The 26,990-nt window shown below is 70.1% G+C and carries 21 protein-coding genes; 7 read left to right on the forward strand and 14 right to left on the reverse strand.

Going from position 1 to position 26,990, the window contains the following annotated elements:
- Positions 1–4 precede the first annotated feature (4 nt).
- The 4 genes from trxA to ACWJIO_RS06925 all read right to left on the reverse strand — a co-directional run bounded on the left by trxA (position 5) and on the right by ACWJIO_RS06925 (position 3,718).
- Positions 5–328 carry a thioredoxin gene (trxA, locus tag ACWJIO_RS06910; RefSeq protein ID WP_186697001.1) on the reverse strand — a complete coding sequence of 108 codons (324 nt, stop codon included), beginning with the start codon at positions 326–328 and terminating at the stop codon, positions 5–7.
- Positions 329–493: 165 nt separating this feature from the next.
- Positions 494–1,657: a GuaB3 family IMP dehydrogenase-related protein gene (locus tag ACWJIO_RS06915; RefSeq protein ID WP_480312309.1), complete on the reverse strand. Its 1,164-nt coding sequence runs from the start codon at positions 1,655–1,657 to the stop codon at positions 494–496.
- A gap of 68 nt (positions 1,658–1,725) precedes the next feature.
- Positions 1,726–2,208 (reverse strand): CAAD domain-containing protein, encoded by a 483-nt coding sequence (locus ACWJIO_RS06920; RefSeq protein ID WP_480312310.1) that lies wholly within the window; start codon positions 2,206–2,208, stop codon positions 1,726–1,728.
- Between the two features lie 355 nt (positions 2,209–2,563).
- Positions 2,564–3,718, reverse strand: coding sequence for a homocysteine biosynthesis protein (locus ACWJIO_RS06925; protein ID WP_480312311.1), 1,155 nt, complete (start codon positions 3,716–3,718; stop codon positions 2,564–2,566).
- Positions 3,719–3,802: 84 nt separating this feature from the next.
- Between ACWJIO_RS06925 and gyrA the strand changes: the two genes are divergently transcribed.
- Both gyrA and ACWJIO_RS06935 read left to right on the forward strand, forming a co-directional pair.
- Positions 3,803–6,511, forward strand: coding sequence for a DNA gyrase subunit A (gene gyrA, locus ACWJIO_RS06930; RefSeq protein ID WP_480312312.1), 2,709 nt, complete (start codon positions 3,803–3,805; stop codon positions 6,509–6,511).
- An 8-nt stretch (positions 6,512–6,519) separates the two neighbouring features.
- Entirely contained in the window at positions 6,520–7,887 is a 1,368-nt protein-coding gene (locus ACWJIO_RS06935; RefSeq protein WP_480312313.1) for a lycopene cyclase family protein, read from the forward strand.
- A 14-nt stretch (positions 7,888–7,901) separates the two neighbouring features.
- Here ACWJIO_RS06935 and ACWJIO_RS06940 read toward each other — a convergent pair whose 3' ends face one another.
- Positions 7,902–9,470 (reverse strand): glycoside hydrolase family 57 protein, encoded by a 1,569-nt coding sequence (locus ACWJIO_RS06940; RefSeq protein ID WP_480312314.1) that lies wholly within the window; start codon positions 9,468–9,470, stop codon positions 7,902–7,904.
- A 72-nt stretch (positions 9,471–9,542) separates the two neighbouring features.
- Between ACWJIO_RS06940 and ACWJIO_RS06945 the strand changes: the two genes are divergently transcribed.
- The 3 genes from ACWJIO_RS06945 to ACWJIO_RS06955 all read left to right on the forward strand — a co-directional run bounded on the left by ACWJIO_RS06945 (position 9,543) and on the right by ACWJIO_RS06955 (position 12,795).
- Positions 9,543–10,232, forward strand: coding sequence for a LabA-like NYN domain-containing protein (locus tag ACWJIO_RS06945; protein ID WP_480312315.1), 690 nt, complete (start codon positions 9,543–9,545; stop codon positions 10,230–10,232).
- A gap of 67 nt (positions 10,233–10,299) precedes the next feature.
- Positions 10,300–11,943, forward strand: coding sequence for a 2-isopropylmalate synthase (locus tag ACWJIO_RS06950; RefSeq protein WP_480312316.1), 1,644 nt, complete (start codon positions 10,300–10,302; stop codon positions 11,941–11,943).
- A gap of 3 nt (positions 11,944–11,946) precedes the next feature.
- Complete coding sequence (locus ACWJIO_RS06955) at positions 11,947–12,795, forward strand: carbohydrate ABC transporter permease (RefSeq protein ID WP_480312317.1); 849 nt, start codon at positions 11,947–11,949, stop codon at positions 12,793–12,795.
- A gap of 18 nt (positions 12,796–12,813) precedes the next feature.
- Here ACWJIO_RS06955 and ACWJIO_RS06960 read toward each other — a convergent pair whose 3' ends face one another.
- The 4 genes from ACWJIO_RS06960 to ACWJIO_RS06975 all read right to left on the reverse strand — a co-directional run bounded on the left by ACWJIO_RS06960 (position 12,814) and on the right by ACWJIO_RS06975 (position 15,433).
- On the reverse strand, positions 12,814–13,254 hold the full coding sequence (locus tag ACWJIO_RS06960) for a hypothetical protein (protein ID WP_480312318.1): 441 nt from the start codon (positions 13,252–13,254) through the stop codon (positions 12,814–12,816).
- Positions 13,255–13,323: 69 nt separating this feature from the next.
- Entirely contained in the window at positions 13,324–13,587 is a 264-nt protein-coding gene (locus ACWJIO_RS06965; RefSeq protein ID WP_480312320.1) for a hypothetical protein, read from the reverse strand.
- Positions 13,588–13,591: 4 nt separating this feature from the next.
- Positions 13,592–14,668 (reverse strand): glycosyltransferase family 2 protein, encoded by a 1,077-nt coding sequence (locus ACWJIO_RS06970; protein WP_480312321.1) that lies wholly within the window; start codon positions 14,666–14,668, stop codon positions 13,592–13,594.
- A 36-nt stretch (positions 14,669–14,704) separates the two neighbouring features.
- Positions 14,705–15,433 carry a hypothetical protein gene (locus tag ACWJIO_RS06975; protein ID WP_480312323.1) on the reverse strand — a complete coding sequence of 243 codons (729 nt, stop codon included), beginning with the start codon at positions 15,431–15,433 and terminating at the stop codon, positions 14,705–14,707.
- A 174-nt stretch (positions 15,434–15,607) separates the two neighbouring features.
- Here ACWJIO_RS06975 and ACWJIO_RS06980 point away from each other — a divergent pair, with 174 nt between their 5' ends.
- A complete protein-coding gene (locus ACWJIO_RS06980; protein ID WP_480312325.1) occupies positions 15,608–16,966 on the forward strand; it encodes a hypothetical protein in 1,359 nt (452 codons plus the stop codon).
- 135 nt (positions 16,967–17,101) lie between these two features.
- Positions 17,102–18,307 carry a hypothetical protein gene (locus ACWJIO_RS06985; RefSeq protein ID WP_480312327.1) on the forward strand — a complete coding sequence of 402 codons (1,206 nt, stop codon included), beginning with the start codon at positions 17,102–17,104 and terminating at the stop codon, positions 18,305–18,307.
- Here ACWJIO_RS06985 and ACWJIO_RS06990 read toward each other — a convergent pair.
- The 5 genes from ACWJIO_RS06990 to ACWJIO_RS07010 are packed head-to-tail and all read right to left on the reverse strand — an operon-like array spanning position 18,282 to position 26,833.
- Positions 18,282–18,569: a hypothetical protein gene (locus tag ACWJIO_RS06990; RefSeq protein WP_480312329.1), complete on the reverse strand. Its 288-nt coding sequence runs from the start codon at positions 18,567–18,569 to the stop codon at positions 18,282–18,284. The genes ACWJIO_RS06985 and ACWJIO_RS06990 overlap by 26 nt on opposite strands.
- Entirely contained in the window at positions 18,569–20,101 is a 1,533-nt protein-coding gene (locus tag ACWJIO_RS06995) for an HlyD family secretion protein (protein WP_480312330.1), read from the reverse strand. The genes ACWJIO_RS06990 and ACWJIO_RS06995 overlap by 1 nt, the downstream gene beginning before the upstream one ends.
- On the reverse strand, positions 20,101–23,070 hold the full coding sequence (locus ACWJIO_RS07000) for a peptidase domain-containing ABC transporter (RefSeq protein WP_480312332.1): 2,970 nt from the start codon (positions 23,068–23,070) through the stop codon (positions 20,101–20,103). Before ACWJIO_RS07000 ends, ACWJIO_RS06995 begins: the two co-directional genes overlap by 1 nt.
- Positions 23,067–23,891: a peptidylprolyl isomerase gene (locus tag ACWJIO_RS07005; RefSeq protein ID WP_480312334.1), complete on the reverse strand. Its 825-nt coding sequence runs from the start codon at positions 23,889–23,891 to the stop codon at positions 23,067–23,069. Before ACWJIO_RS07005 ends, ACWJIO_RS07000 begins: the two co-directional genes overlap by 4 nt.
- Positions 23,888–26,833, reverse strand: a complete 2,946-nt coding sequence (locus ACWJIO_RS07010; protein WP_480312336.1) for a glycosyltransferase — start codon at positions 26,831–26,833, stop codon at positions 23,888–23,890. Before ACWJIO_RS07010 ends, ACWJIO_RS07005 begins: the two co-directional genes overlap by 4 nt.
- Positions 26,834–26,990 lie beyond the last annotated feature (157 nt).

Consider the following 26,990-nt stretch of genomic DNA (forward strand, 5'->3'; position numbering starts at 1 on the left):
GGCTTCAGAGGTATTTGGAGATGGTTCCTGAGAGGGTGGTCTTGGGTACGGCGCCCACCACGGTGTCCACCTTCTGACCACCCTTGAACACCATCAGGGTGGGGATGCTGCGGATGCCGTACTGACTGGCGACGTTGGGGTTCTCGTCGGTGTTGAGCTTGAACACCTTGATCTGGCCCTCGAACTCCTTGGCGATTTCATCCACGATCGGCGCCACCATCCGGCAGGGGCCACACCAGGGTGCCCAGAAGTCAACCAGCACCGGCACGTCGCTCTTGAGCACGTCCTGTTCGAAGGAGGCGTCGGTAACGGCGGCTGCGCTGGACATCCTTGTGGTGATCGGGTTTCTGCAATCTAGCAAGGGCTGTCTGATCTCCCCTGACGAGGCCAGACAAGCGTTGCAGGGCGTTAAGGACAAAAAGCCCGGACGTGCCGGGCCGGAGGGTGTGAGGAGTGTGCGAGCTGTAAAGCCCCCACGGTTTCAAGATAGGACTTACTTGCCCATGCCCAGCTGCTGGGCCTTCTGGTACACCTTGCCCTCGGTGAGCAGGGACGGAGCCACCACCACCTCCACCTGCTGCATTTCCTTGAGGGTGCGGGCCCCCAGGGTGCCCATCGAGGTGCGGATGCAGCCCAGCAGGTTCTGGGTGCCGTCGTCCAGGCCTGCCGGTCCCCGCAGGATCGTCTCGAGGCTGCCGGTGGTGCCCACCTGGATCCGGGTACCCCGCGGCAGCACCGGGCTGGGGGTGGCCATGCCCCAGTGGAAGCCCCTGCCCGGGGCTTCGCTGGCCCTGGCAATGGGGGAGCCGATCATCACGGCGTCAGCCCCGCAGGCCAGGCATTTGCAGATGTCGCCGCCGGTGACGATGCCGCCATCCGCCACCACGGGCACGATCCGGCCCGTCTCGGCGGCGTAATCGTCGCGGGCGGCGGCACAGTCGGCCACGGCCGTGGCCTGGGGGATGCCGATGCCGAGCACGCCGCGGCTGGTGCAGGCCGCACCCGGCCCGATCCCCACCATCACGCCGGCGGCGCCGGCCCGCATCAGCTTCAGGGCCACGTCGTAGGTGACGCAGTTGCCGATCACCACGGGCACGCCGAAGTCGCGGCAGAGGGCCTCGAGGTCGAGGGTCTGCTGGCCCTCAGGCCCCACATGCTCGGTGCTCACCACCGTGGCCTGCACGAAGAACAGGTCGGCACCGGCTTCGGCGATCGCCTTGCCGAAGCGGATGGCGGCCACCGGGGTGGCGCTCACGGCGGCGATGCCGCCCCGGTCCTTGATCTCCCTGATCCGCTGGCGGATCAGGTCTTCCCGCACTGGCTGGCTGTAGAGCTCCTGCATCAGCCCCACGAACTCGCTCTTGCCCACGGCCGTCATGCGGTCGAGCACGGGGTTGGGGTCGTCGTAGCGGCACTGCACCCCTTCGAGGTTGAGCACGCCGAGGGCCCCCTGGCGGGTCAGTTCCACGCACATGCCCACGTCCACCACACCATCCATCGCACTGGCGATGATCGGGATCTCCCGCTTGATTCCCCCCAGGGTCCAGCTGCTGTCCGTCACGGACGGGTCCACCGTGCGTCCGCCGGGCACCAGGGCGATCTCGTCGATGCCGTAGGCGCGACGGACGGTTCGGGAGCGGCCCAGCTGGATGTCCACCGGAAACTGACGTATTCGGGTCAAGCTATCAAGTGGTCTGACGAGCTCTGCCGCCGCCGGGCAGGCCCTCAGCTGCCGCCTAGGAACGACTCCCAGCGCTGCCTGAGGCCTGCCAAGAGCTCGCGGCGCTCGCTGCTGCGCAGCAGTTTGGGCAGGCCCTGGCGCAGCACCCAGATCACTCCCACCAGCTCCAGCAGGCCGGGTACCAGGGGCAGGCCGTTGAGGGCGCCGAGCAGGGAGGCGTAGAGGCGCAGCACCAGCACCACAGCCACCACGGCCAGCAGGGCCGTCAGGGGTGTGCGGGCCTGCTGCCAGAGCCGCTGCAGTTCGCCGCTGGCCAGCCAGTCCTGCAACTTGCCGCTGAGCAGGGCCCACTCGCCGCCCCCCTCGCCGTCGACGGCGGCGGCGCCCTCCAGCGGCGGCACGGTGATGGTGGCGGCGATGCTCGGGTCTGGGGCGGGGCCGGCGGCCGGGGCTGCCCCGGAAGCTGCCGCACTGGCAGCCGCAGCTGGAACGGCAGGAGCTGGGGCTGGGGTCACAACAGGCGGCACGGTCTCTGGAGCGGCAGGCGGAGCCGTCTCCGGTTGAGAAGCCTCCGCGATTTCACTGAGCTCGGGCTCGGGCTCGGGCTCGGGCGTGGGCTCTGGCTCGGGCTCGGGCGTGGGCTCTGGCTCCTGCTGGAGGCTCGGGGCCTCTCCGGGTGCAGGCGGCTCGACTGCGGGGATCGGCTTCGGGCTCGTGTCAGCTGAGGACTCCCCGGCCCTGCTCTCTTCAGCCCTGTTCTCCTCAGCCATGGCCCTCTGGAAACCGTGTGGTGATCGTGCTGGGCAGGAGCTTAAGCGCGGTTTTCGTGGAGTTCAGTCAGCCGCTCCAACCCCCACCCGCCCCGCTGCAGCCCAGGCGGGATCAGGGATCCAGCGGGACCTGGGCGGACCGGCTGCCCAGGGCCAGGCCCGGCAGGCGCAGCGGAAAACGCCCGGCCTGCAGGGCCTCCACCAGCTGCAGGCTGATCTCCTCAGCCAGCCTGGGGCTGTGGGCCGGGGCGCAGCGCACGGGATGGTCCCGCAGGCTGAAGCTGCCCTGGAGCAGCTCGGCGTAGCTGACGCGCCCGAAGGCTGGCTTGACCCGCCGCGGTAGCGCCAGGTCGAGCACCGTGGCCTCGAGCTCTGACGCTCCGGCCGCTGCCTGGCGGGCCCCTTTGAGGTGGAGCAGGGGAACCGGAGCCGCGATCGCCACCAGCAGGGCACCGCCATGGCCCTCGAAGTGAGCGGCCCGGAGCCAGCGGCGATCGAGGCCATGCAGATCCGCCGCCACCGCCACCGCGGCTCCGGGGGTGGTGGCATGGCCGCTGGCCTGGCGCCGCGGGCTCGGCTGGTGGCCGCTGCCACTGCCCATCACCCAGCCGATGCAGCCGGCCACGAGCACAGGGGAGCCTGGCCCCAGCAAACCCAGGGCGGGCATGGTGAGGCCGATGCTGCCGGCGCCAGCGCAGCTGTAGAGGCCTGTGGTGAAGGGACCCAGCAGGGGGCCAAAGGGGCTGTGGCATACCCCGGGGGCGCTGCTCACCGCCACCACGCCGTTTTCGGCGATGGCGCGATGCAGCAGCAGGCGCCCGGCCCCGATGCGCTCCAGGCTGAGCTCGGTGTGGAGTTCCCGCCTGGGGTGCAGGGGTGTGGCCTCGCCACTGGCGTCGAGGGGGAGGGTGTGGCCCGCCAGCAGCCTGTCGAGCACGGCGGCGCCACTGAGCCGGTCAGGGTCCGCCAGGCCGCCGCCGATCGGCAGCACCAGCTCGCCGCTGCCGCCGCTGGCCAGGCCGCTGACGCCGCCCAGCTGGACGCTGTGCAGCCGGATCGGCGGATCACAGGGGCCCAGGGAGAGGTGCAGGGAGGCCTGGTCGGTGAACACCGCATCGGCGGCCACCACCACATCGGTGCTGGCAAAGGCCGCTTCGAGCCCCTGCTGCTGCACCAGGCGGCGGTAGGCGCTGGCGCCTCGCACCCGCAGGTCGCCGCGCTGCTGCCGCTGCTGCAGCGCGGCTTCGCTTCGGATCGGTGGCTCCATGGTGGGTGGCCTCAGTGGCGGGCGGGGCCCCGGAACAGCTGGCGGAGCTGTCGATAAGATGGGGGGTGTTGAAGGTTGCCCTGCATGGCGGATCCCACCGGACCGAACAACTCCGGTGACTCCGGTTCCAACGGTGATTCTCGGATCATCCAGACCGACCTTCGCAACGAGATGTCGCGCTCCTACCTGGAGTACGCGATGAGCGTGATTGTGGGCCGGGCCCTGCCCGATGCCCGCGATGGCCTCAAGCCCGTGCATCGCCGCATTCTCTATGCGATGTACGAACTGGGCCTCACCAGCGACCGCCCCTACCGCAAATGCGCCCGTGTGGTGGGCGAGGTGCTCGGCAAGTACCACCCCCACGGGGATACGGCCGTCTACGACGCCCTGGTGCGCATGGCCCAGGATTTCAACATGCGCATGCCCCTTGTGGATGGGCATGGCAACTTCGGCTCGGTGGATGGTGACCCTCCGGCCGCCATGCGGTACACGGAATCACGCCTGCAGGCCCTCACCACCGACTCCCTGCTCGAGGACATCGAAGCCGAGACGGTGGACTTTGCCGACAACTTCGACGGCTCCCAGCAGGAACCCACGGTGATGCCGGCGCGGATTCCCCAGCTGCTGCTGAATGGCTCCACAGGCATTGCTGTGGGCATGGCGACCAACATTCCGCCCCACAATCTCACCGAATTGATCGATGGCCTGCTGGCTCTGATCGAGGATCCCGAGCTCAGCGAGCAGGCCCTGATGGCGATCGTGCCGGGGCCGGACTTTCCCACCGGTGGGCAGATCCTGGGCCGCCGCGGCATCCGCGAGACCTACACCACCGGACGCGGTTCGGTGACCATGCGCGGCGTTGCCTCGGTGGAGACGCTGGAAGTCAAAGGACGCCCGGACCGCGATGCGGTGATCATCACCGAGTTGCCCTTCCAGACCAACAAGGCCTCCCTGATCGAACGGATCGCCGAACTCGTCAACGACAAAAAGCTGGAGGGGATCTCGGACATCCGGGACGAGTCGGATCGCGATGGCATGCGCATCGTGATTGAGCTGCGCCGCGATGCCTACCCCCAGGTTGTGCTCAACAACCTGTTCAAGCTCACTCCCCTGCAGAACAACTTCAGCGCCTACATGCTGGCGTTGGTCAAGGGCGAACCGGTGGTGCTGACCCTGCACAGGATGCTGCAGGTGTTTCTCGACTTCCGGGTCGAAACGATCGAGCGACGCACCAAATATCTGTTGCGGAAGGCGGAAGAGCGCGACCACATCCTGCTGGGCCTGCTGATTGCGCTCGACAGCCTCGACGCGATCATCGCCCTGATCCGCGCCGCCGCCGATGCGGCCTCGGCCCGGGCGGAGCTGGTGCTGCAGTTCGGCCTTTCGGAGATTCAGGCCGACGCGATTCTGCAGATGCAGTTGCGCCGGCTCACGGCCCTGGAGGCCGACAAGATCCGGCTGGAGCACGAAGATCTACTTGCCAAGATCACCGACTACAAAGACATCCTGGCCCGGCGTGAACGGGTGTTCGGCATCATCACCACGGAACTGGGAGCGATCCGCAGCCGCTACCTCTCCCCCCGCCGCACCGAGATCCTCGATCTTGAAGGTGGGCTGGAAGACATCGACCTGATCGCCAACGAACGCTCGGTGGTGCTGCTGACGGAAACCGGCTACCTCAAGCGGATGCCGGTGAGTGAGTTCGAGGCCACCAGCCGGGGCACCCGCGGCAAGGCCGGCACCCGCAGCCAGGGCGAGGAGGCCGTGAAGCTGTTCATCAGCTGCAACGACCACGACAACCTGCTGCTGTTCAGCGACCGCGGCGTGGTCTACGCGGTGCCGGCCTACCGGGTGCCCCTGTGCAGCCGTGCGGCCAAGGGCACGCCGATCGTGCAGATGCTGCCGATTCCGCGGGAGGAGCAGATCACCTCCCTGCTGGCCGTGAGTGCCTTTTCGGAGGATGCCGTGCTGGTGATGCTCACCAGTGGCGGCTACATCAAGCGCACCCGGCTTTCGGCCTTTGCCAACATCCGCTCCAATGGCCTGATCGCCATCTCGCTGGAAGACGGCGACGACCTGCGCTGGGTGCGGCTGGCCCTGCCTGGCGACAGCGTGTTGATCGGCTCGCTCAAGGGCATGACCATCCACTTCCGCCTCAGCGACGAGGAGTTGCGCCCGCTGGGCCGCACGGCCCGCGGTGTGCGGGCCATGCAGCTGCGGGCCGGCGACCAGCTGGTGAGCATGGATGTGCTCTCGGCCGAGCTGGCGGACCGGGTGGCCAACAGCAGCAGTGACGAGGAGCCGGCGGTCGATGATCTGCCCATCGAAGTGGCCCCGAGTGAGGGGCCCTGGGTGCTGGTGGCCAGCGCCGGCGGCCTGGGCAAGCGGGTGCCTGTGGATCAGTTCCGGTTGCAGAAGCGGGCTGGCATGGGCCTGCGGGCGATCAAGTTCCGCTTCGACGGCGACGTGCTGGTGGGGCTCAAGGTGCTGGGGGCCGGCGAGGAGGTGCTGCTCGTGACCGAGAAGGGTGTGATCGTGCGCACCGAGGCCGATGCCATTCCCCAGCAGTCGCGGGCGGCCACTGGTGTGCGGCTGCAGCGGCTGGATCGGGGCGACCGGCTTGTGGAGATGGTGCTGGTGCCCCCTGCCCTGGAGGAGGAGGAGTCGGCTGATCCCGGCACGGAGCAGGCCACCCCGGTGGACGCCAGCTCAGTTGAAGCCACCCCGGTGGATGCCGCTCCTGAGCTGATCGACGCTGCGGATCCAGAGGGCAGCGACGGGGAACTGACCTGATGCTGGGGGTGGAGGTGCTCCCCCTTGCGGCTCACCCGGCTGAGAGCGCCCTCTGTGCTGAGGTGCTGGTGCTTGGGGCTGGACCGGCTGGCCTGGCGATTGCCGCGGCGCTGGCCGAGCAGGGCGTGGCCGTGGCGCTGCTCTGCCCCGACGATCCCCAGACCCCCTGGCCCAACACCTATGGGGTCTGGGGCGATGAGGTGGATGCGCTCGGGCTGGGGCACCTGCTGGAGCACCGCTGGCAGCACACCGTGAGTTACTTCGGCCCCGGAGCCCCCGATGGCGCTGACCCCGCCAATGCCCCCGCCCTGCACAGGCGTGACTATGGCTTGTTCGACAAGCTGAAGCTGCAACACCACTGGCTGGAGCAGCTCCGCCGCAGCGGCGTGCCATGGCATCGCGGCGAGGCTGTGGCTGTGGAGGCTGTGGCTGTGGAGGCAGTAGCTCTGGAGGCAGTAGCTGTGGAGGCGGGCCGTGCCGGCGTCCCTCCGGGGGGCTGCAGCGTGGTGACCCTGGCCAGCGGGGCCGTGCTGCGGGCGCGCCTGGTGGTGGATGCCAGCGGCCATGGCAGCGCCCTGATCGGTCGCCCCAGTGATGGCCCCGTGGCGGGCCAGGCCGCCTACGGCGTGGTGGGGCGGTTCACGGCCCCCCCGGTGGAGCCCGGTCAGTTCGTGCTGATGGACTTCCGCTGTGACCATCTCCCCCCCGAACAACGCCAGCAACCGCCCACCTTCCTCTACGCGATGGACCTCGGCGATGGCCGTTTCTTCGTGGAAGAGACCTCCCTGGCCCTGGCGCCGCCGCTTTCGTTTGACACGCTGCGGCAGCGCCTGGAGCTGCGCCTGGCCCACCGCGGCGTGGCGATCAGCGCCGTGGAGCACGAGGAGTTCTGCCTGTTTCCGATGAACCTGCCGCTGCCGGATCTGCAGCAGCCCCTGCTCGCCTTCGGCGGCGCGGCCGCGATGGTGCATCCGGCCAGCGGCTACCTGGTGGGAGCGTTGCTGCGTCGGGCCCCGGGGCTGGCTGAGGCCCTGGCCGCAGCCCTCGCCGACCCCGCCGCCTCCCCCCAAAGCCTGGCGGCCGCAGGCTGGCAGACCCTCTGGGCCCAGCCCCTGCGCCGCAAGCATGCGCTCTACCAGTTCGGCCTGGAAAAACTGATGCGCTTTCCCGAGCAGCAGCTGCGCCAGTTCTTCACCACCTTCTTTGCCCTGCCCAATGACCAGTGGTATGGCTTTCTCACCAACAGCCTGAGCGTGCCCGAGCTGGTGGCGGCGATGGTGAGGCTGTTTCTCACGGCGCCCGCCGGCGTGCGGCTGGGGCTGATCAGCCTGCAGGGTCGGGAGCTCGCCCTGCTCGCCCGCCTGCTGCGCCCCTAGCGGGCCCTGGCCCTTCAGCCTGGTGGCGCCAGCCAGTCGGCGGCATTCAGCTCCGGCAGCAGAGCGTCCTCGCGCTGCACCGCCTCCAGCCAGCCTGGCGGCAGCGCGGCGCCGCTCTCGATGGCATCGAGCAGTCGCCAGAAGCGGTCGAGGTGGCGTTCGATCCGCTCCCGCGCCAGCTCGGTGGTGGTGCCGGCCCGCAGGATGAAGCTCCAGTCGGAGCTCTGGGCGAGCAGCAACTCCCGCCCCGCCTGGGTGAGCAGCTGGCGGTGCAGGTGGCTGCCCACCCCCCGGCCCACACGCCGCACCATGGCCCGGGAGGCCCGCTGCCATTCCGGCACCACCCAGGCATTGGCGGGGTTGAGCCAGTAGTTGTGATAGCCGCCCTCGCCCCAGCTGCTGGGGGAGGGGCGCACCACCTGCAGCGGCCGTGCCTGGGCGAGCACCTCCCGCAGCGTCACCAGCTGGACGCCGATGGCGGCGGCCTGGCGGAACAGGCTGGCCAGGAACTGGGGCCCCTCAAACCACCAGTGGCCGAACAGCTCCGCATCGAAGGGTGCCACCAGCAGGGGGGTCTGCTGCATTGACCGCGCCAGCCCCACCAGCTCCTGGCGGCGGCCCCGGAGGTAGTCGCGGGCATGCTCCTCCACCTGTGCCAGGGCGGCCGCCGGGTCGTAGGGCTGTTTCTGATCCAGGCGGCTGCCGCGGTGGCTGACGCGGTGCAGCTTCAGGCCCAGGGGCCGGCGGCTGGTGATGCCCTCGCTCTGCAGCAGGGCCTCGTCCAGATCCCAGCCCAGGTCGCGGTGGAACTCCCGGTAGACGCTGTCGCCGGGGTAGCCCTCGCGGGCGCTCCACACGGGCAGGGTGGCGTTGCCGTCCCGGCCGAAGAAGGCCACCCCCGCCGGGGTGCAGACCGGCGCGAACACGCCGTAGCGCGGGCGGGGCAGGCCGTGCAGCAGGCCGTGGCCATCGAGCACCGAATAGCGCAGGCCGACGGCCGCCAACTGCTGGTCGAGGTCCTCGTAGTAGGCGCACTCCGGCAGCCAGATGCCCAGGGGAGCCTCCCCCAGCTGGCGCCGGTGCTCGCGTACGGCGTTGATCAGCTGGGCGCGCACGGCCTCCGGTACCTGGCGCAGCAGGGGCAGGTAGCCGTGGGTGGCGCCGCAGGTGATCAGGTCGAGCACCCCCAGCTGCTGCAGCCGGCGGAAGCGGGCCACGAGATTGCCGCCGCAGGCCTGCCACTGGGCGGCCACGCCCTGCAGCTGCTGCCGCAGCGCTGTGGCGGCGCTGAGCAGCGACTGGGGGGCCTGCTCGAGCAGCCGCAGGCGCACGGCGAGCCAGCCGCTGAAGCGGGCATTGAGCTCGCCGTCGGCCATCAGGCTCAGCAGGGTGGGAGACAGCCCCAGGGTGAGCCGGGGCCGCTGGGCCGGATCGGCAGCGCTGGCCTCAAGGGTGGCCAGCAACGGCAGGTAGCACTCCTGCAGGGCCTCGAAGTACCAGTCTTCCTCCAGGGACCCCGGCTCACTGGAGCGCACGTAGGGCAGGTGGGCGTGCAGAACGAGGGCCAGTTCCCCAGTGGCCATGGCCTGACTGCGAGGTTTGCACTGTAGGTGCAGTCTCTGTTGCAGCCCTCTCAGCGGTCCTAGGGTTTTTCGATGGAGAATCCTCCCGGAGCCCGGTTTGAGCCGCGCCTGCGGCAGCTGGTGGTGGCCGTGGATGGCCACAGCATGTTCTATGCCCAGCAGAAGCTGGGCTGGTTCTTTGATCCGCGCCGGCTGCTGGCCCATGCCGCCGCGCAGCCGGGCCTGGAGCTGGCCGGCGCCTTCTGGTACGCGGGGCTCAAGGATCCTTCCGACCAGCGCCCCTTCCGCGATGCCCTCACCAGCCTGGGCTTCACGGTGCGCACCCGGCCCCTGCGGGAGCTCTCTTCCACCGCTCCGCCCACGCCGCCGCCGCCAGTCGCCATGGCAGCGGAAGAGCCTGGGCGCCGACTCCAAGAGCCCAGGCCCCTGGGGCTGAGGCCCCCGGAACCGAGGCAGCTGGAGCCCCGGCCTGCGGACCAGAAGCAGTTCGTGCGCGCCAACCTCGACGTGGAGGTGGCCCTGGATCTGATGATGGTGGCGCCGCGCACCGATGAGGTGTGGCTGCTGAGCGGCAGCCGCGATCTCGACCGGCTGGTGGAGGTGCTGCGGGCCCAGGGACTGCGCATCACCCTGATCAGCACCGAGGGCATGGTGGCGCGGGAACTGCGCAACGCCGCCGACGGCTTTGTGGATCTGGCCAGCCTGAGGCCCCTGCTGGAGAAGGCTGAATCGATCCAGCAGCCGGTGTTCCTGCGCAACTGAGGGGGGCGGCGCCCTGCCAGCCCATACAATGCATTAACTCATAGTCACTACGGATAGAGCCGCCGTTATGGCCCGCGACCCAGGCCGTGTCCTGATCTTCGACACCACGCTGCGCGATGGCGAGCAGTCCCCCGGTGCCAGCCTCAACCTGGAGGAGAAGCTGGCCATTGCCCAGCAGCTCGCCCGCCTCGGTGTGGACATCATCGAGGCCGGCTTCCCCTTCGCCAGCCCCGGCGACTTCAACGCGGTGCAGCGCATCGCCGAGAGCGTCGGCAGCGCCGAGGGGCCGGTGATCTGCGGCCTGGCCCGCGCCGCCGCCGGCGACATCAAGGCCTGCGCCGATGCGGTGGCCCCCGCCGCCCGCCGCCGCATCCACACCTTCATCGCCACCAGCGACATCCACCTGGAGCACAAGCTGCGCAAGAGCCGCGCTGACGTGCTGGCGATCACCGCCGAGATGGTGGACTACGCCCGCTCCCTGGTGGACGACGTGGAGTTCTCCTGCGAGGACGCCGGCCGCAGCGACCCCGAGTTCATGTATGAGGTGATCGAGGCCGCCATTGCCGCCGGCGCCACCACGATCAACATCCCCGACACGGTGGGTTACACCACCCCGGCCGAGTTCGGCGAGCTGATCGCCGGCATCAACACCCACGTGCCCAACATCGGCCAGGCCGTGATCTCCGTGCACGGCCACAACGACCTCGGCCTGGCCGTGGCCAACTTCCTTGAGGCCGTCAAGAACGGTGCCCGTCAGCTTGAGTGCACGATCAACGGCATCGGCGAGCGGGCCGGCAACGCCTCCCTGGAGGAGCTGGTGATGGCGTTGCACGTGCGCCGCGCCTATTTCAATCCCTTCCTGGGGCGCCCGGCCGAGAGCAGTGAGCCGCTCACGGCGGTGCGCACGGTGGAGATCACCAAGACCTCGCGGCTGGTGAGCAACCTCACCGGCATGGCCGTGCAGCCCAACAAGGCGATTGTGGGCGCCAACGCCTTTGCCCATGAGTCGGGCATCCACCAGGACGGCGTGCTCAAGAACCCGCTCACCTACGAGATCATCGACGCCCGCACCGTGGGCCTGGCGGACAACCGCCTCTCCCTGGGCAAGCTCAGCGGCCGCAGCGCCTTCCGCGCCCGCCTGGAGGAGCTGGGCTACGAGCTCGACCGCGACGACCTCGACGACGCCTTCGCCCGCTTCAAGGAGCTCGCCGATCGCAAGCGCGAGATCACCGACCGCGACCTCGAGGCGATCGTGAGTGAGCAGGTGCAGCAGTACGACGAGGGGCGCTTCAGCCTCAAGAGCGTGCAGGTGAGCTGTGGCACGGGCCTGCAGCCCACCGCCACCGTGACCCTGCTCACCGCCGATGGCGCCGAGATCAGCGAGGCCTGCATCGGCACCGGGCCCGTGGATGCCGTGTGTCAGGCGCTCAACAACCTGGCCCGGGTACCGAATGCCCTGGTGGAGTTCTCGGTGAAGAGCGTCACCGAGGGGATCGATGCCATGGGCGAGGTGACGATCCGGTTGCGGCATGACGGGGTGCTCTATTCCGGCCATGCCGCCGACACCGACATCGTGGTGGCCTCGGCCCAGGCCTTTGTGAATGCCCTCAACCGGCTGGTGTCGGGCAGCCAGAGCCAGCCCCTCCATCCGCAGAAGGCGCCCCTGCCCCAGCTGGGCGATCTGCCCCTGGCCGATCGGCCCAGGGTTTAGTCGATGGGCTCCCCCTCTCCCGGCCAGGGCCGTTCCCTGCTGGCCTCAGCCCTGCAGCTGGGGCTGCTGCTGCTGGTGGCCCTGGCCATGCTGGTGCCGCTGCTGTGGCTGGTGAGCACCTCTCTGAAGGGCCCCGCCGAAAACATCTTCACCAGCCCGCCGGCCCTGCTGCCGGCTGAACCCAGCCTGGAGGCCTACGGGCGGCTGTTCGCCGACAACCCGATGGTCACCTACCTGGTGAACAGCACGGTGGTGAGTGCCCTGGCGGTGCTGGCCAACCTGCTGTTCTGCTCCCTGGCGGCCTACCCCCTGGCCCGCCTGCGCTTCGCGGGCCGGGGCCTGGTGCTGGCCCTGGTGGTGGCCACGATCCTGATCCCCTTCCAGGTGGTGATGATCCCGCTCTACCTGCTGATGGTGCAGATCGGCCTGCGCAACACCCTCTGGGCCCTGATCCTGCCCCAGGCCGCCACCGCTTTCGGCATCTTCCTGCTGCGCCAGAGTTTTCTGGGGGTGCCGGTGGAACTGGAGGAGGCGGCCCGCAGTGACGGCTGCACGCCCGTCGGCGAATGGTGGAACGTGATGATTCCAGCCGCCCGGGCCGATCTGATCACCCTGGCGATGTTCGTTTTCATCGGCACCTGGAGCGACTTCCTCTGGCCCCTGGTGATCCTCGATGAGCCCAGTCTCTACACCCTGCCCCTGGGCCTGCAGCAGCTGGCCAGCAGCTTCTCGCTCGACTGGCGCCTGGTGGCGGCCGGCGCGGTGGTGTCGATCCTGCCGGTGCTGGCTCTGTTCATTGCGCTGCAGCGCTACATCCTGCCCAGTGCCAGCGGCGACGCGGTGAAGGGCTGAAGCGCCACGGCCAGAGGCTCAGGGCTGCGGAGCTTCCGGTGTCGCCGGCTCCGGGCTGACCGCGGGGGGTACGGGGCTGGGCGGCAGGGTGGGCCTGGCGGTGGAGCCGGGAGCGGCACTCTGTTTGAACCGACGCAGTTCAGCCTTGAGGGCTGCGGCCTCGGCACTGAGCACGTCGATGCGGGAGGAGTTGCGCTCCACCACCTGCAGCCTCTCCACGGTGGAGCGCAGCTGCTCCTCCAGGCCGGTGGTGCGTTCAAGGGCACGGCTGTTCTCCAGCCCCTGCAGGCGCTCCTGCAGCTCGAGGATCTGCACGCCCTGCTGGCGGGTCTTCACGACCATCACCAGGAACAGCACGGCCAGCAGCACCGTGCTGCCGGCCTGCAGCCAGTTCACCCAGTCGGGCAGCTGGGGCAGGGGCCGGATCTTGGAAGCCGAAACACCTGGGAACGGGGCCATCGCGAAAGTCTCCTGGGATGATGGGCCGCGCCACCAATCCTGCCGGATTGGCCGGGAGGCTGCATCCTCTCAGGAGGGGGGAGGCAGCTTCGGCGGGTAGCGATCACCCGGGTCGTCCGCGCCGGAAGCGCTCCTGGAGCGGCCCAGCCGGCCGGCCACGTACCCCGCCAGCCCCCCGAGCAGAAAGCCCTGGAGCTGCCAGATCTGGCGGCGGTAGCGCCAGGGGATCGTGCCCAGCTGGATGCCCACCAGCACTGCGATCACCACGGCTCCAGCCCCGAAGCTGCGGCTGAAGAAGCGGCCGAGGCCCCGGCGGCCGCGCTCGGCGGCCACGGAGTCAGCTCTGAGCGGGCGTTGCTTGAGGTGATCCTGCTCCGATGCAAGGGGCATGGTCCGGGGGCTGTGGGGGAAGGTCGTCACTCCACTGGGCCAGCCAGAGCCGGCGCCAGCTGCCCCTGGGGTCGCGGCGGAGGCGCCGCTCGCTGAGATACCAGAGGCGGTTGAGCTCGTAGCTGATGCCGTTGCAGTGGCTCAGTTGTGGGTCGCTGGCAATGGTGGCGCTGTGGGCCTGGTTGAGAGCGGTCATAGCGGGGTGGGCGAAGCTGCCGTCCAGTTCCTCGGCGCCGGCGCTGGCCTGGAGGCGGTCGCGGTAGTCCAGGTCCTCGCAGTAGGCGGGGTGAAAGTTGGTGTCGAAGAGGCCCAGCCGATCCCAGCAGAAGGCCGTGAGCAGGAAGGCGCTGAAGCCGTGGGGAGGAGGCAGCAGTGGCAGGAACTGGGCGCGGCCCGGATCGATCCGGTTCAGGGCTGTCCGCAGCACGCCAGGAGCGAATCGCACGTCGTTGTTGGCCAACAGCAGGGTGGAGGCCTCGGGAAAACTGGAGAGGATCAGGTTCCAGCTGGCCGCCACGCCCAGATTGGTGAAGGGCCTGGCGATGCGGATCCTGTCCACCAGGGGATGGCCCCGCTCCCGGATCGCCTCGAGCTGTGCAGACACCGCACTGGGCCCCGTGGCGGCGGCACTGTTGTCAACAATGGCCAGGGTGGCCACCGGGTGATCGAGACTCTCCAGCAGCCGCACGAGCAGATCGGGGCGGTTGAGGATCGGCACCCCCAGCAGGGGCAGGCTGCTGAGACCGCCGGCCGGCAGGGGAGGAGGCAGACGATCGAGCAGGCACCAGAGGCGCTCGATCGGGCCGTGATCGCCGCTGAGCACCACCACGTCGGCCAGGCAGGCCCAGAGTTCAGGCTGGCGCAGTGCCTGGCGGTCCGGCCGTTCGGGCAGGGAGGTGGCCCAGTCGCGCAGCCATTGCAGGAGCAGCTGGCTGGCCCATGCCACGTCGTGGCGCTCAAGGGCCGCCCTTACCCCAGCAGCCCGCTGCACAGGATCGAGCATGGTGCTGGGGGTGATGGCCACAGGCGCAGCAGACGCAGCTGCGCCTCAGGTCCGCGGTCAGAACTTGACGGTGTCGTCGGCGTCGTCGACGTTGACCCAGTTGCGGCCGCCGTCGTAGTCGTACTTGGACGAGCCGATGAAGAGCACATCGTTGTCATCGGCACCGCGGATGCGCAGGCCCCTGACATTGGCATCATCCGAGAGCCTCACCACATCCCGATCGCCGTCGTTGCCGCCGAGGTTCAGGTTGGTGTTACGCACGTCGCCTCGGAAGCGGACCGTGTCGGCACCATCGCCGGTGCGGATAGTGGACTTGGCTACGTTGCCGCCGAAGACGAGACGATCGTCGCCATCGCCTGAATCAATCCTGGAGTTCTGAACTCCCCTGAACCTGAGCACATCATCGCCTGTGCCGGCAGCAATGTTGGAGCGTTTGAAGTCGCCCTGGCTGACGAATCGGTCATCACCTTCACCCAGGTCGATGGACGAACTTCTGGAATTTCCCCCGATCACCAGGGTGTCGTCGCCGCCGCCCATGTTGGCATCCAACCTGCGGGCAGCATCACCCCGCCGTGGCCCCCTCCCCTGGGATGGATCTCCACTGCGAATCCTGACGGACTCGCCAGCAGCACTGCCATCGAGGTTAAGACCAACAATGGTGCTGCCATCATTGTTGAAGAACTGAATTCTCCCCCTTCGCTCGAAACCTTCGAGCTTCTGATCGCCCGTTTCCGTAGTAGCGGTGAGAGTGAAACCACCCTGGCCAAAGGCAAGCGTTTGAGACATTGTTCCGGCGGGGCGCCTAGTGAAGTGAATTTATCGGAAACGCGCAGGATTGGCCAAGCTATGTGCGGTTTACAAAGTGTCTACTTCCTTGCTGACCAGCCTTTTGTCGCCCTTTTGGTTCGTGCCGAACCTTATCAAGGGAAGAAATTTGTGCATTCGCGCATCGTTTGAGCCATGCAGGATTTGCGCGAACCGGAACCAGGCGAGAAATTCACGGGCCAGCTCGCGGCGTTGGTGCGCAGCGAGACCTTGGCGCGTAGCGCTGACGACTGGCTGGCGCTTGCGGAGGGCTATGCCGCCGCCCAGGTTCTTGCGCCCCAGGACCACCGCCTGGCCGCCAATCGCGGCAACGCCCTGTGGATTGCCGACCGGCCGGAGCAGGCCCTGGCGGCCTACCAGCGGGCCGTGCAGCTGGCGCCTGACGACCCGGTTGTGTACCGAGGGCTCGGCAATGTGCACTGCGACCGCCAGGCCTTCGAGGCGGCGGATCGGGCCTATGCCCGCAGTCGCAGCCTGGCGGCTGAGGCGATCACGGCCTGGAACCACAGCCAGTTGCTGATCGGGCTGGAGCGCTACGCCGAGGGCTACGCCCTGGCCGAGAGCCGCTGGGAGCTGGCCGGGCTTCAGCCGTGGCGGGATCCGACCACGGCCTGGCGGGGCGAGCCGCAGGGCTGGCAGGGGCCGCTGCTGCTGTGGAGTGAGCAGGGGCTGGGGGACAGCCTGCAGCACCTGCGCTGGCTGGGTCCGCTGGTGCAGCGCCGCGGTGTGGCCGCTCCCCCCCTGGTGCTGGAGGTGGAGCCCTGTCTGGTGGCACTGCTCCGGCGGGGGCTGGCCCACCTCCAGCCCCCGCCGCTGGTGCGGGGCAAGGAGCCTGGCGATGCGCCGACCTGGACGGGTGCCCATGGGTCCCTGCTGAGCCTGCCGGCCCTGCTGGGGGGGGCGCCCCTGCCTGAGCGGGCGGCCTGGCTGCAGGCGGGGTCGTGGGCGCCGCTTCGGCAGCCTGGGCCGCAGGGGCAGCAGGGTCTGCGACCGTTGCGGGTGGGGCTGGTCTGGGCAGCGGGCCGCAAGCTGGACGATCCGGTGACGGCGCGGGAGTACAGGCGCCGCAGCCTCAGCTCCGAGGCCCTGGGGGCGCTGATTCTGGGCCTGGAAGGGCTGGGGGCCAGCTGCGTGCTGCTGCAGTACGGGCCTGACCGCCACCAGGCCTCCCCGTGGCGGGCCCATGTGAGGGGGGAGTTGCCCGCCGAGGCCGATTTCGCCGCCACGGCGGCACTGGTGGCGCAGCTGGATCTGGTGATCAGTGTGGATACGGCCATGGCCCATCTGGTGGGGGCGATGGGCCGGCGCGGTTGGCTGCTGTTGCCCTTCAGCGCCGCGCCGCGCTGGCTGCGCCACAGGGCCGATACGCCGTGGTACCCGAGCCTGCGGCTGTTCCGCCAGCCTCAGCCGGGGGATTGGCAGGCCGTGGTGGGGGAGGTGCTCACGGCGCTGCGGGATCGCGGTGCTGATCTCGGAGCCAATGGTGCATTTTAGGCGAGCTCACGCTGAGAAACAAGCCAAAGATCCACCGGCGAAACCGGCCGAGCAATGGACACGGAAAACTGTTCCCGTTGGCCGAATGATCCCGGTCAGTCCCTTTACGATCCGAGCCCTGGCTGAAGGTCTGGAATGTCACTGTGGAGCCGGATGTTGCGTCGCCTCGGAGTCGACAGCGGGGCCGGTCTGGCCAAGCCGCCGCTGGACACCCTGGTGGATGATCCGCGCCTGACGGCCACGGGTCTGGGCTCCACGCCCCGGATCACCCCCTGGTCGGTGGCACGGCTGGCCGGCATCTTCCAGGCCTACGAGAGCAGCGGCTCGCCGGAGGCGCTGGCGGAGGCGCGCCTGGCTCGCCAGTGCCTGTGTCAGTTCTGGCTGTCGGCGCCGGTGGACCAGCTGGAGGTGCTCTACCGCTCGCCGATCGGCGAGTGCTACCGGGTGCTGCTGGCCGGCCGGCTGGCGCGGGAACCGCTGGTGCAGCAGGAGCAGGCCTGGAAGGATGCCCTGGCCCACCGGCTGATGAGCGCCTTTGAGCGGCCGGAAACTGCCAATGTGCTGCTGGCGGCGATGCCCTACTTCCAGCCGGGCAAGATGCGCGTGGCCGATCCACTCAGCCAGGTGCCCGACTGGCTGCAGGAGGACTACGCCCGCCTGTTCGATCCACAGATGCTGCAGCGGCTGTGGCAGCCGGCCGCGTTGCTGAAGCCGGCCGGGCAGGCCTATGGCCGGGCGCCCAGCCTCGGGGTGAACCCGGACCGCCATGGGGGGCCTGCTCCCCGGCGCGAACCACAGCCCCAGCTTCCCCAGCTGTCGTCGCGGCGCGGCGGCGAGGCCCTGGAGCTGGCCCAGAGCGCGGACTTCCAGAGCCGCATGAACGGCCTGATCAACCTGCATGTGATCGATCCGGAGGATCGGGCGGTGCAGCAGGAGCTGGAGGAGCTGCGCCTGCTGCTGGGACAGATCTGGCTGGATGCGCCTGCGGAGCAGCTGGAGGCGCTGTACCGCAGCAGTTTCGGAAGGTTGTACCGGGACCTGCTGGGCAGCGGATTCTCCGCGACTGAACTCAGCCCGGACGACCGTCAGCTGCGCAATGCGCTGGCGCCGCTGGTGGCCGACATGAGCCAGCCGAGAGCGACCAATGCCCTGATGGCAGCTCTGCCCTTCTACCCCCCAGGCCGGATCGCCTTCGGGGGCGGAGAGCAGCACCTGCCGGTGTGGCTGGTGCGGGAGATCTCCGGCATCTATGGCCAGCAACCCCAGGCGGTCAGCTCCCAGGCGGTCGGCTCCCAGGCGGGTAGCTCCCAGGCGGTCAGTGGTGGAAGTCCTTCCACATGAGCCAGTAGGCGAGGCCGGCCAGGGCCGGCAGCAGCACCAGGGGGAGCACCACCAGCAGGGTGATGGGGCCGGCGCCGGCACGCAGCATCCCCAGGGCGATGGCGACGTAGAGGGCGAGCAGCAGCGCCAGCTGGCCAGACCGGCTGCCGAGCGCCGTGCCCAGCCGCCGCCAGCGGCGGCGCCGCTGCACGCCGCGCTTGTCGGCAGCCGGCACGTGCTGCCACCAGGGGTGCTGGCGGGGGTCGTCGTGGCCGGGCGCCATCAGCGCAGCCGCTCGAGGTTGCGGCGCTGGTCTTCGAGGAAGCTGGTGAAGATGTTGATGAAGCGGCGTTCGCGCAGCTTGATGTCAGCGGTGAGGGTCATGCCCGCCTGCAGCGGCACCTGCTTGCGGCGCAGGTCGATGGTCTGGCGCTCAAGCCGCAGCACGGCGGGATAGAACAGGCCTGAGGCCTGGGTGCCGAGCACGCGGCTCTGCTCATCGGCGGTGAGGGCATCGGAGGCGATGCGCTCCACCACGGCGGGCACGGTGCCGAAGTCGCCGGCCTCGAAGGCCGCGATCGAGAGCTGGGCCGATTGGCCGGGCTGCACGAAGCCGATCGCGGTGTTGGGCAGGTACACCAGGGCCTCCAGGGCCTCCTGGGGCACCACCTTCATCAGCGACTTGCCCACGGCGCTGCTGTTGGTACCGGTTCCCTGGGCCACAACGCTGCCCGGACTCACCTCGATGTCGAAGACGGTGCCGGCGGCGGGAGCGGTGAGCTCGCCGAACTGGATCTGCTGGCGGGCCAGCTGGACCTCGCTGTCGAGCTGGGCGATCTGACGCAGGTTCTCCTCCACCTTGCGGCGCAGCTCCACGCTGGTGACGGCGCCGGTGTTCACCAGGGTGGACTGCAGCCGGGCGATCTCGCGCTGCTCCTGGGCGATGCTGCTCTCGGTTTCCTGCACCCGCTGACGGGCCTCCAGCAGCTGCACCTCGCTGGCGGCTCCCTCGCTCACCAGGCCCGCGAAGCGGTTGGCGATGTTGCGGTAGGTGGCCAGGGTGGCCCGGAAGCCGGCGTAGCGGGCCTGGGCCTTGGCCAGTTCCTGGCGGGCCGCTTCGCGGCGGCTGGCCAACTCTTCGCCCTGGCTGGCCAGTTGCTGGCGCTGGTTGGCGGTGAGGGCGGCCGTGGCGGCGGCGTCGCCGAGGGTGGCGGCGGCGATCTGGTTCTCGTTCAGCAGACGTTCGCGGATGCTCTCGGCGGCGGCCAGTTTGCTGCGGGGTTCGCGCAGGTCGAAGCGCACCAGGGGCTGGCCCTGGCGCACCTGCTGCCCCTCCTGCACGAGCACCTCCTCCACCACGCCGGGAACGGGGGCATCGATGCGGCGGGTGGCATTGCCGGGCTCGAGCTTGCCCTCCACGGCCACGGTTTCGGCCAGGGGGGCGGTGATGGCCCAGAGGCCCAGCACGGCGGTGGTGCCGATGCCGGCCCAGATCATCACCGAGGAGCCGCGCCGCTGCTTGCGCAGCAGCACCGTCTGGCTGAAGCTCCAGGAGGGGGCCAGGCCCTGCTGGCGGGGCGCCAGGGGGCCTCCGAAGGTGGTGGGCTGGTCGGTACCGGCCAGGGGAGCCGGCTCCTGACCCACCAGATCGACGCGCACGGGCTGGATCGGTGCGCCGCCAGGTGCTGCGCTGGACGCGGGGCGGACGGGGCGCCGCGAGCTGCCGAAGGCCCGCGGGCGGCGGTTCAGGGGCGACCGCAGCCAGAGCAGGCAGCGGTCGTAGAGGCTCACGAGGGAGGAAGGGCTGCGCTGCATCAGGCCATGCCCTCCTGGTTCTGACTGCGGTAGAGGGCGTAATACCAGCCCTGCTGGTCCATCAGACGCTGATGACTTCCCAGTTCCATGATCGCACCCCTGTCCATCAGCACGATCACATCGGCGGGCCGCACGGTGGCGAGGCGGTGGGTGATGAAGAACACGGTGCGGCCGCGGAAGGCCTCCAGCAGGTTGATGCAGAGCTGCCGCTCGGTGCTGGCGTCGAGGGCGCTGGTGGCCTCATCGAGGATGAGCATGCGGGGGTTCTGCAGCACGGCCCGGGCAAGGGCGAGGCGCTGACGCTGGCCGCCGGAGAGGCCGGCCCCACGCTCCCCCACGCCGGTGTTGTAACCGCGGGGCAGCTCCATGATGAAGTCGTGGGCGCAGGCGATGCGGGCGGCGCGGATCATCTCCGCGGCGGTGGCGTCGGGCTTCACCAGCAGCAGGTTGTCGCGGATGGAGCCGTCGAACAGCATCGATTCCTGCGGCACCACGCCGATCTGGTGGCGGAGGGAATAGAGCTCGATCTTGCTGATGTCGAGACCATCCACGAGCACCGCGCCCTCCAGGGGGGCATAGGAGCGGGGCAGCAGCTTGAGCAGGGTGGACTTGCCGCTGCCGGAGCCCCCCACCAGGCCCACGAAGGCGCCGGCGGGGATCTCCAGGTTCACGCTTTCGAGGTTGAGCGGGCCCTCATCGCGGTAGCGGAAACACACGTTGCGGAATTCCACCCGGCCCTGCAGCGCCGGCATGGGGATGTTCTGGGTTTCGGCCAGGGTCTGCTCGGTGGGCCTGTCCACCACATCGGCCACGATCGCCAGCGACTGGGCGCCGAGCTGGATCTGCTGCCACTGGCGCGGCAGCTGCGTGAGGGGCCCCACCACATAGCCCCCCAGGATGCGCACGGCGAAGAGGCCGCCGATGCTCATCTGCTGCTGGATCACCAGCCACATGGCCACCACGATCAGCAGCAGCTGACTGAAGTGATTGAGGAACTCCAGCAGGTTGGCGTTGGAATCGTTGATCACGCGCAGCTTGAAGTCTTCCCCCAGGAAGCGGGTGTAGCGGTCTTCGAATTCCCAGCGGGTCTTGAGTTCGGCGTTCTGGGCCTTGATCGTCTGCACGCCGGTGAGGGCCTCGGTGAGGAAGCTGTAGGTGCTGATCGCCTCGCCCTTGGCACGCTGGATCTGGGCCTTGATGGCCGGATTGGCGAGCAGGCCCACGCCAAGGATCACCGGCACGGAGGCGAGCTGCACCAGGGCCAGCACCGGGCTGATGAACAGGATCACCAGCAGGTAGAGGGGCACGAAGGCCAGGTCGATCAGGGAGGTGAGGGTGCGGCCGAGCAGCAGGTCGCGCAGCTTGTCGAGCTCGTTGAAATAGAACACCACCCGGCCCACCGGCCGGCTGTCGAAGAAGCCCTGGGGCAGGCGGATCAGGTGGTCGAGCACGGTGCTCTTGGCGGCCTGGTCCACCCGGTTGGCGGTGTCGGTGAACACGTAGGTGCGCAGGCTCTTGAGCAGCGCTTCGATCACGGCCGCCAGCAGCATCACGGCACCGATGCTGAGCACGGTGCCGATGCCGCCGCTCACGCTGCTGGAGCGAATCAGGGTGAGCATGCCGAGGGGGAACACCAGCCGCAGCACGTTGATCACCACGGAGCTGAGCAGCACCTCCACCAGCTCGCGGCGGTGCTCGCTGAGGTAGGGGCGGAACCAGCCCCAGCCGAAGTTCTGGGTCTTGGCGTCGTCCTTCTTCTGGAACAGCAGCAGCTCGGTCTGGTCGCCGTCGTGGGTGGCCAGCTGCTCACAGGGCACGAGCAGGGTGCCGAGTTCGGCTTCGAGCAGCCGGGCCTGGCCGTCGGGGTCGACGCCGTCGAGCAGGCCGATGCGGCCGTTCTGCATCAGGGCGGCCGGCGTGGGCACCCGGGCCAGACGGTCGGTGGGCACGCGGCTGAGCACCACCCGCAGGCCGAGGGTGTCCATGATCTGGCCCAGGTTCACCAGGTTGATGGCGGCCTGGCGCTGCAGGATCGCGTCCACCTGCTGGTGCAGGGAGTCGCGGTTGAGGGGCAGGTCGAAGTACTCGGCTAGGGCGGTGCAGAGGGCCAGGGCGATGGCGCGGGAGCCGCTGGCGGGCTGCAGCCGCAGCTCGCCGGGCTGGCTGCGGGCTGGGGGCGGCTCCGGAGAGGGGGTGTATTCGTCGTGGCCGAGCACCTCGGGGGTGGCCAGGGGGGGCTGGCTGTCGACGGCCGCCCGGCTGGGTGCGTCTGCGGCGGGAGGGGCCTCTGGGGCGGGCCCGGGGCCGGCGAAGCCGATCAGACGCAGCCAGGGATCGCTGGCGGCGAGGGGGGCCAGGGCCGGCGGCGGCTCGGGCCAGGCTTCGCCGAGGGGACGGCCGCTGCTCACATGCCAGTGGTAGCCGGGGGGCAGGGCCAGGTTGGTTTCAGGGCCGGGCGCCAGGCTGCGCACACAGCTGCTGGAGAGCGGTTCGGGCCAGGCCTCGAGCTGCTGCAGGGCCCAGGGGTGGGCGGGGGCGAGGGACAGCAGCACGGCGTGCAGCTCACTGGCGCTGGGGCGCTGCTGGAAGGCGGCGGCCAGGGCCGGGTGGCCGGCGAGCAGGTCGCGGAAGGGGGCGGCGGGCAGCAGGGAGGCCTCCACTTCGGTGGTGGCACGCAGGTGCTCGCAGGGCTGGCCGCGCAGCAGCGACACCCAGCCGGCGATGGCGCCGGCACCGAGGCGCTCAATCGTGCGCAGCCCCTGGCCACGGGGAGCGGGGGCGAGGCTGCGCAGCTGGCCGCTGCGGATCAGCAGCACCCCGTCGGGCAGCACGTCGGGGCGGAGCACGGTCTGCCCGAGGCGGAAGCGGCAGGGCTCCAGCAGGGGGTCAAGCAGGGGAGCGAGGGCCACGGGCAGGCGCTCGAAGGGCGCAAAGCCACGGAGCAGCAGCTCGGCCGGAGCGGAGGTCATGGGGCGGAGCCCGGCAGGGGCGGCAGGGCGGGCAGGGGCTCGCCGGCCAGGAGCAGATTCAGCCGCTCCTGCAACCAGGCTTCGAACAGCTCGCCCATCATGCGGGTCCTGGTGTCGGCGTTCAAGCGGGCCGGCAGGCTCTGCTCGAGCCGCAGCAGCACCCAGAAGCGGTCCACCGGGAACGGCGGCCAGAGCTGGCCGGGCTGGCCCAGCCGCAGCCGGCCGGCGATCTCGGCATGGGCGGCCACCATCGGCAGGGGGCCGATCAGCCCGCGGCTATGGCGTTCCCGCCCCTCGGCGTAGGTGGCGGCGAGGCTGCCGAAGTCGGCCTCGCCGGCGGCGAGGCGCTGGTGCAGCTCCTCGGCCAGGGCCTGGTCGCTGACGCGCAACAGGGAGTACACGGCCTGATCCAGCTCGGCCTTGCGGCGCAGGAACTGCACCTCCACCTCATCGCCCCAGCGGTGCTGGCGGAAGCGCTCCAGCCGTTCCTGCTGGGTGGCGAGCACGGCCAGATCGCGGCGGCGCAGCCGCCGCTGCTCCAGCCAGGCGTCGAGTTCCGCCTCGCTGTGCACTCCCTGCTGCTCCACCCAGGTGCGGATCAGCTGCTGCTCCCGCTCCTGATCCAGGGGGATGGCCCGCACCAGTTCGTCGAGCAGCCAGGCGCGGGCCAGGGCCGGGGCGAGTCCCTGCTGGCGCAGCAGGCGGTTGGTTTCGCTCAGGCTGAGCCAGGGCAGGCCATGGCCCAGCTCCACCACTGCCGCTTCCGGCAGCCCCGAAAGGGGCTCGGGCAGGTTGGCGCGGGGGGCTGGCTGGCGGATCACGGCCGGTTCACGGGCAGGTGGAGGCGCTGGAGGGCGGCGGCCATCAGCTCGAGGCCGCGGCGGCGACTCCAGGTGGCGGCGGCATAGCGGTGGGAGGCCTGGCTCATCGCCTGCCAGAGGTCGTCGTCTGCGCAGAGCTCGCTGATGGCTGTGATCCACTCGTGGGGGTGCTGGGCGATGCGGATCTCCTGGCCATGGCGCAGGCCGGTGGCCTCGGCCGCCACAGGACTGAGCACCTGGGGGATGCCGTGGGCGGCGGCGGCGGCCACCTTGCCCTTGAGACCGGCGCCGCTGCGCAGGGGGGCGATGCAGAGGCGGTGGCGGGCATACACGCTGGCCGGATCGGCCACCCAGCCCACCACCTCCACCCCGGCCACGGCGCCCCAGCTGGCGCTGAGCTCAGCGGGCATGCCGCTGCCGTAGAGGTGCAGCCGCAGCTGGGGGCAGTGGGCGTGGAGCTGGGGCCACACCTCGGCCAGGAAGGAAGCCACGGCTTCGCGGTTGGGGCCGTGGCCGTAGCTGCCGAGGAAAGCCAGGCCCTCGCGGCCGCTGAGCGGGGCGGGCTGGGGCGGCCCCTCCACCACCCAGGGGCAGGGCGCGGTGGCGGCGGCGCCGAGGGTTTCGGCCTCGATCACGGCCCGTTCCACCTCCGAATAGCTGAAGGTGAGGTGCACCTGGCGGATCACGGCCAGCTCCTGGCGCTGCACCTCGCGCACCTGGGCGAGGGCCCGCTCGGCCGCCTCGCCGTGGAGGCTCTGGGCCCGGGCGGCGCGCAGCTCGCGCAGGTGGTGCAGATCGGCGTTGCAGAAGAGGATGCGGGCCTGGGGGGCGTGGCGGGCGATCAGGGGCAGGGCCCGGGCGGCCGCGGTGTAGCGGGTGATGTAGATGAGCTCGAACTCAGCGCCGCGCTCGCGCAGCAGCTGCTCGAGCGAGAGCACGAAGGGGGCGTGCAGGGCCTCGATGCCGCGGCGCTGCAGCTCCTCGGTGTAGCTCCCCAGCCAGGCGAGGTTGGCGGGCAGGAAGCTCACCTTCCAGCCCAGGGCCTGCACCAGTTCCATCTCCACCAGGGCGGCGTGGCTGCCGGCGTCGCGGTCGGCCCGGGGGGTGTCGTGGTCGAGGAAGAGGGCGCGGCCGATGATGCCGCGGTCCTTGAGGCGCTCGGCCTCGATCAGGCTCGGTTCCTGGGGCCCCTCGAAGGCGCTGGCCCACTTGGCCTGGAACAGGGGGGCATTGATGGCCTGGTAGCGCTTGAGGCCGGCAGCGGCCTCGGTGTCGCTGCCGTTGCTCACCCCCTCGTGGTGGATCACCCGGGCGAGCGGGGCGTAGCGCACGCTGAAACCGGCCTGGCGGGCCTTGAAGGCCAGGTCGGTGTCCTCGTAATAGGCGGGGGAGAACTCGGGGCTGAAGCCGCCCAGCTGGCGCCAGAGCTCGGAGCGGATGGCGAGGGCGGCGCCGCTCACGTAATCGACCTGGCGGGCGTAGCTGTAGCGGGGGTCGTACGGGTTGCCGCCGCGGCCATAGTTCCAGGGCTCGCCGTTGCCCCACACGATGCCGCCGGCCTCCTGCAGGCGGCCGTCGGGCAGTATCAGCTGGGCGCCCACCAGGCCGGTGTCGGTCCAGCGGCTGAAGGGATCAAGCAGCTCCTCGAGCCAGTGGGCGCAGGGCTCGGTGTCGTTGTTGAGCAACACCAGCACGGGGGCGCGGGCGGCGGCGGCGCCGCTGCAGCAGGCCTGATTGAAGCCGCGGGCGAAGGGGTGGCGCACCACCTGCACGCCGGGGGCCTCGGCGGCCAGCAGCTCAGCTGTGGCATCGAGGGACCCGTCATCCACCACGATCAGCTCGTAGGGCACGGCGGTGGCAGCGAAGGCGATCGCGGCCAGGCAGCGGCGCGTCACGGCGTACTGGCCGTGCACGGGGATCACGATCGACACCTGCGGCTCCAGCTCCGGCCCCATGGCCAGGGGCAACTGCAGCGGAGCCCTTGGCTGGGGGCTGCCATCGGGGCCGGGCTCACAGCCGGCGGGCATCACCAGGGAGGTGTCTTGCCTGGGCAGGGGCAGGCTGAGCAGCCGCTGCCAGAGGGGCAGCTGGGGGGGCAGGGGGAGGCCGGTGCGGTCTGCGTGCTCGAGCCAGCCCTCCAGGCTGCGCTGGCGCTCGCGGGCCAGGGGGGCGAGGTGCTTGGGGAAGGGGGGGCGGCTGTGCTGCAGCAGCGCCGGCCAGGGGGTGAGCTGGAAGGGGAGGAGTTCGAGGCGTTCGTCGATCGCCTCGCCCGCCGCGCTTTCCAGCTGCAGGTGGTGCACACCGCCATCACAGAGGGCGGTGGGGAGGCTCAGCTGGATCGGCCACTCGCCGGGAGGCAGGGGATCGGGCGGCGTGATCGGCAGGGGCTCGCCAGCGTCGACCCGCAGCTGCAGGGGATCGGCGCCGGCGGCCCAGCCGCGCACCAGGGAGCCCTCGAGGCCGGCGAGGCGGGCGCGGCGGCCGAGGCCGAGGCGGCAGAGCTCCTTGAGGCGGGCGTAGTTCTCGCCGTTGAGCCGCAGCGGGCTGCCGGCCAGCTCCAGGGGCCGCTGGCCGCTGATGAAGGCGCGCACCACCATGGCCCGGCCGGGCGGGGGCAGCTCCACGCCGGAGTGGCCGAGAAAGAGAAAGCCACAGGCCCGCTCCAGCTCGAGGGCCGGCAGGTCGGGCCGGGGCCGCTGGGCGACCAGCTCGGCCAGGTGCCAGCGGCTGCCGGGGGTGAGCAGGTCTTCGAGGGTGAGCTGGATGGTGAGGGGGGCGGGGGTCTCGGCCGGAGGCCAGGCACAGGCCCAGCCGGCCAGCCCGCCGGTGGCCGCGAAGCCCTCGAAGGCCCCCAGATGGCCACCGCGCTGCAGGGCCCTGAGCTCGGCGGGCAGCTCAGAGGGCAGCCCAGAGGGGAGGGAGGCGGCCGGAGCTTCCGCCATGCAGCGCGGCAGGGGAACAGGCCGTCATCATGCCGACATCGTCCAGGCGGATTGGTGACGGATGAGCCGATCAGCTCAGCTGCCCGACCCATAATCGAGCCATGAGCTGAGGCCAGGAACCCTGAAGGCCCCCACCCCAGCCGGAACTGACCTCGGA

The organism is Paraciimarium castrense LEGE 11436 (genome assembly GCF_056633055.1).

Excerpts from the sequence above, each read along its gene's own strand:
- trxA (WP_186697001.1), bottom strand. The coding sequence starts at position 328 with ATGTCCAGCGCAGCCGCCGTTACCGACGCCTCCTTCGAACAGGACGTG.
- ACWJIO_RS06925 (WP_480312311.1), bottom strand. The coding sequence starts at position 3,718 with ATGGAGCCACCGATCCGAAGCGAAGCCGCGCTGCAGCAGCGGCAGCAG.
- gyrA (WP_480312312.1), top strand. The coding sequence starts at position 3,803 with ATGGCGGATCCCACCGGACCGAACAACTCCGGTGACTCCGGTTCCAAC.
- ACWJIO_RS06940 (WP_480312314.1), bottom strand. The coding sequence starts at position 9,470 with ATGGCCACTGGGGAACTGGCCCTCGTTCTGCACGCCCACCTGCCCTAC.
- ACWJIO_RS06945 (WP_480312315.1), top strand. The coding sequence starts at position 9,543 with ATGGAGAATCCTCCCGGAGCCCGGTTTGAGCCGCGCCTGCGGCAGCTG.
- ACWJIO_RS06950 (WP_480312316.1), top strand. The coding sequence starts at position 10,300 with ATGGCCCGCGACCCAGGCCGTGTCCTGATCTTCGACACCACGCTGCGC.
- ACWJIO_RS06955 (WP_480312317.1), top strand. The coding sequence starts at position 11,947 with ATGGGCTCCCCCTCTCCCGGCCAGGGCCGTTCCCTGCTGGCCTCAGCC.
- ACWJIO_RS06960 (WP_480312318.1), bottom strand. The coding sequence starts at position 13,254 with ATGGCCCCGTTCCCAGGTGTTTCGGCTTCCAAGATCCGGCCCCTGCCC.
- ACWJIO_RS06975 (WP_480312323.1), bottom strand. The coding sequence starts at position 15,433 with ATGTCTCAAACGCTTGCCTTTGGCCAGGGTGGTTTCACTCTCACCGCT.
- ACWJIO_RS06980 (WP_480312325.1), top strand. The coding sequence starts at position 15,608 with ATGCAGGATTTGCGCGAACCGGAACCAGGCGAGAAATTCACGGGCCAG.
- ACWJIO_RS06985 (WP_480312327.1), top strand. The coding sequence starts at position 17,102 with ATGTCACTGTGGAGCCGGATGTTGCGTCGCCTCGGAGTCGACAGCGGG.
- ACWJIO_RS06990 (WP_480312329.1), bottom strand. The coding sequence starts at position 18,569 with ATGGCGCCCGGCCACGACGACCCCCGCCAGCACCCCTGGTGGCAGCAC.
- ACWJIO_RS06995 (WP_480312330.1), bottom strand. The coding sequence starts at position 20,101 with ATGCAGCGCAGCCCTTCCTCCCTCGTGAGCCTCTACGACCGCTGCCTG.
- ACWJIO_RS07000 (WP_480312332.1), bottom strand. The coding sequence starts at position 23,070 with ATGACCTCCGCTCCGGCCGAGCTGCTGCTCCGTGGCTTTGCGCCCTTC.
- ACWJIO_RS07010 (WP_480312336.1), bottom strand. The coding sequence starts at position 26,833 with ATGGCGGAAGCTCCGGCCGCCTCCCTCCCCTCTGGGCTGCCCTCTGAG.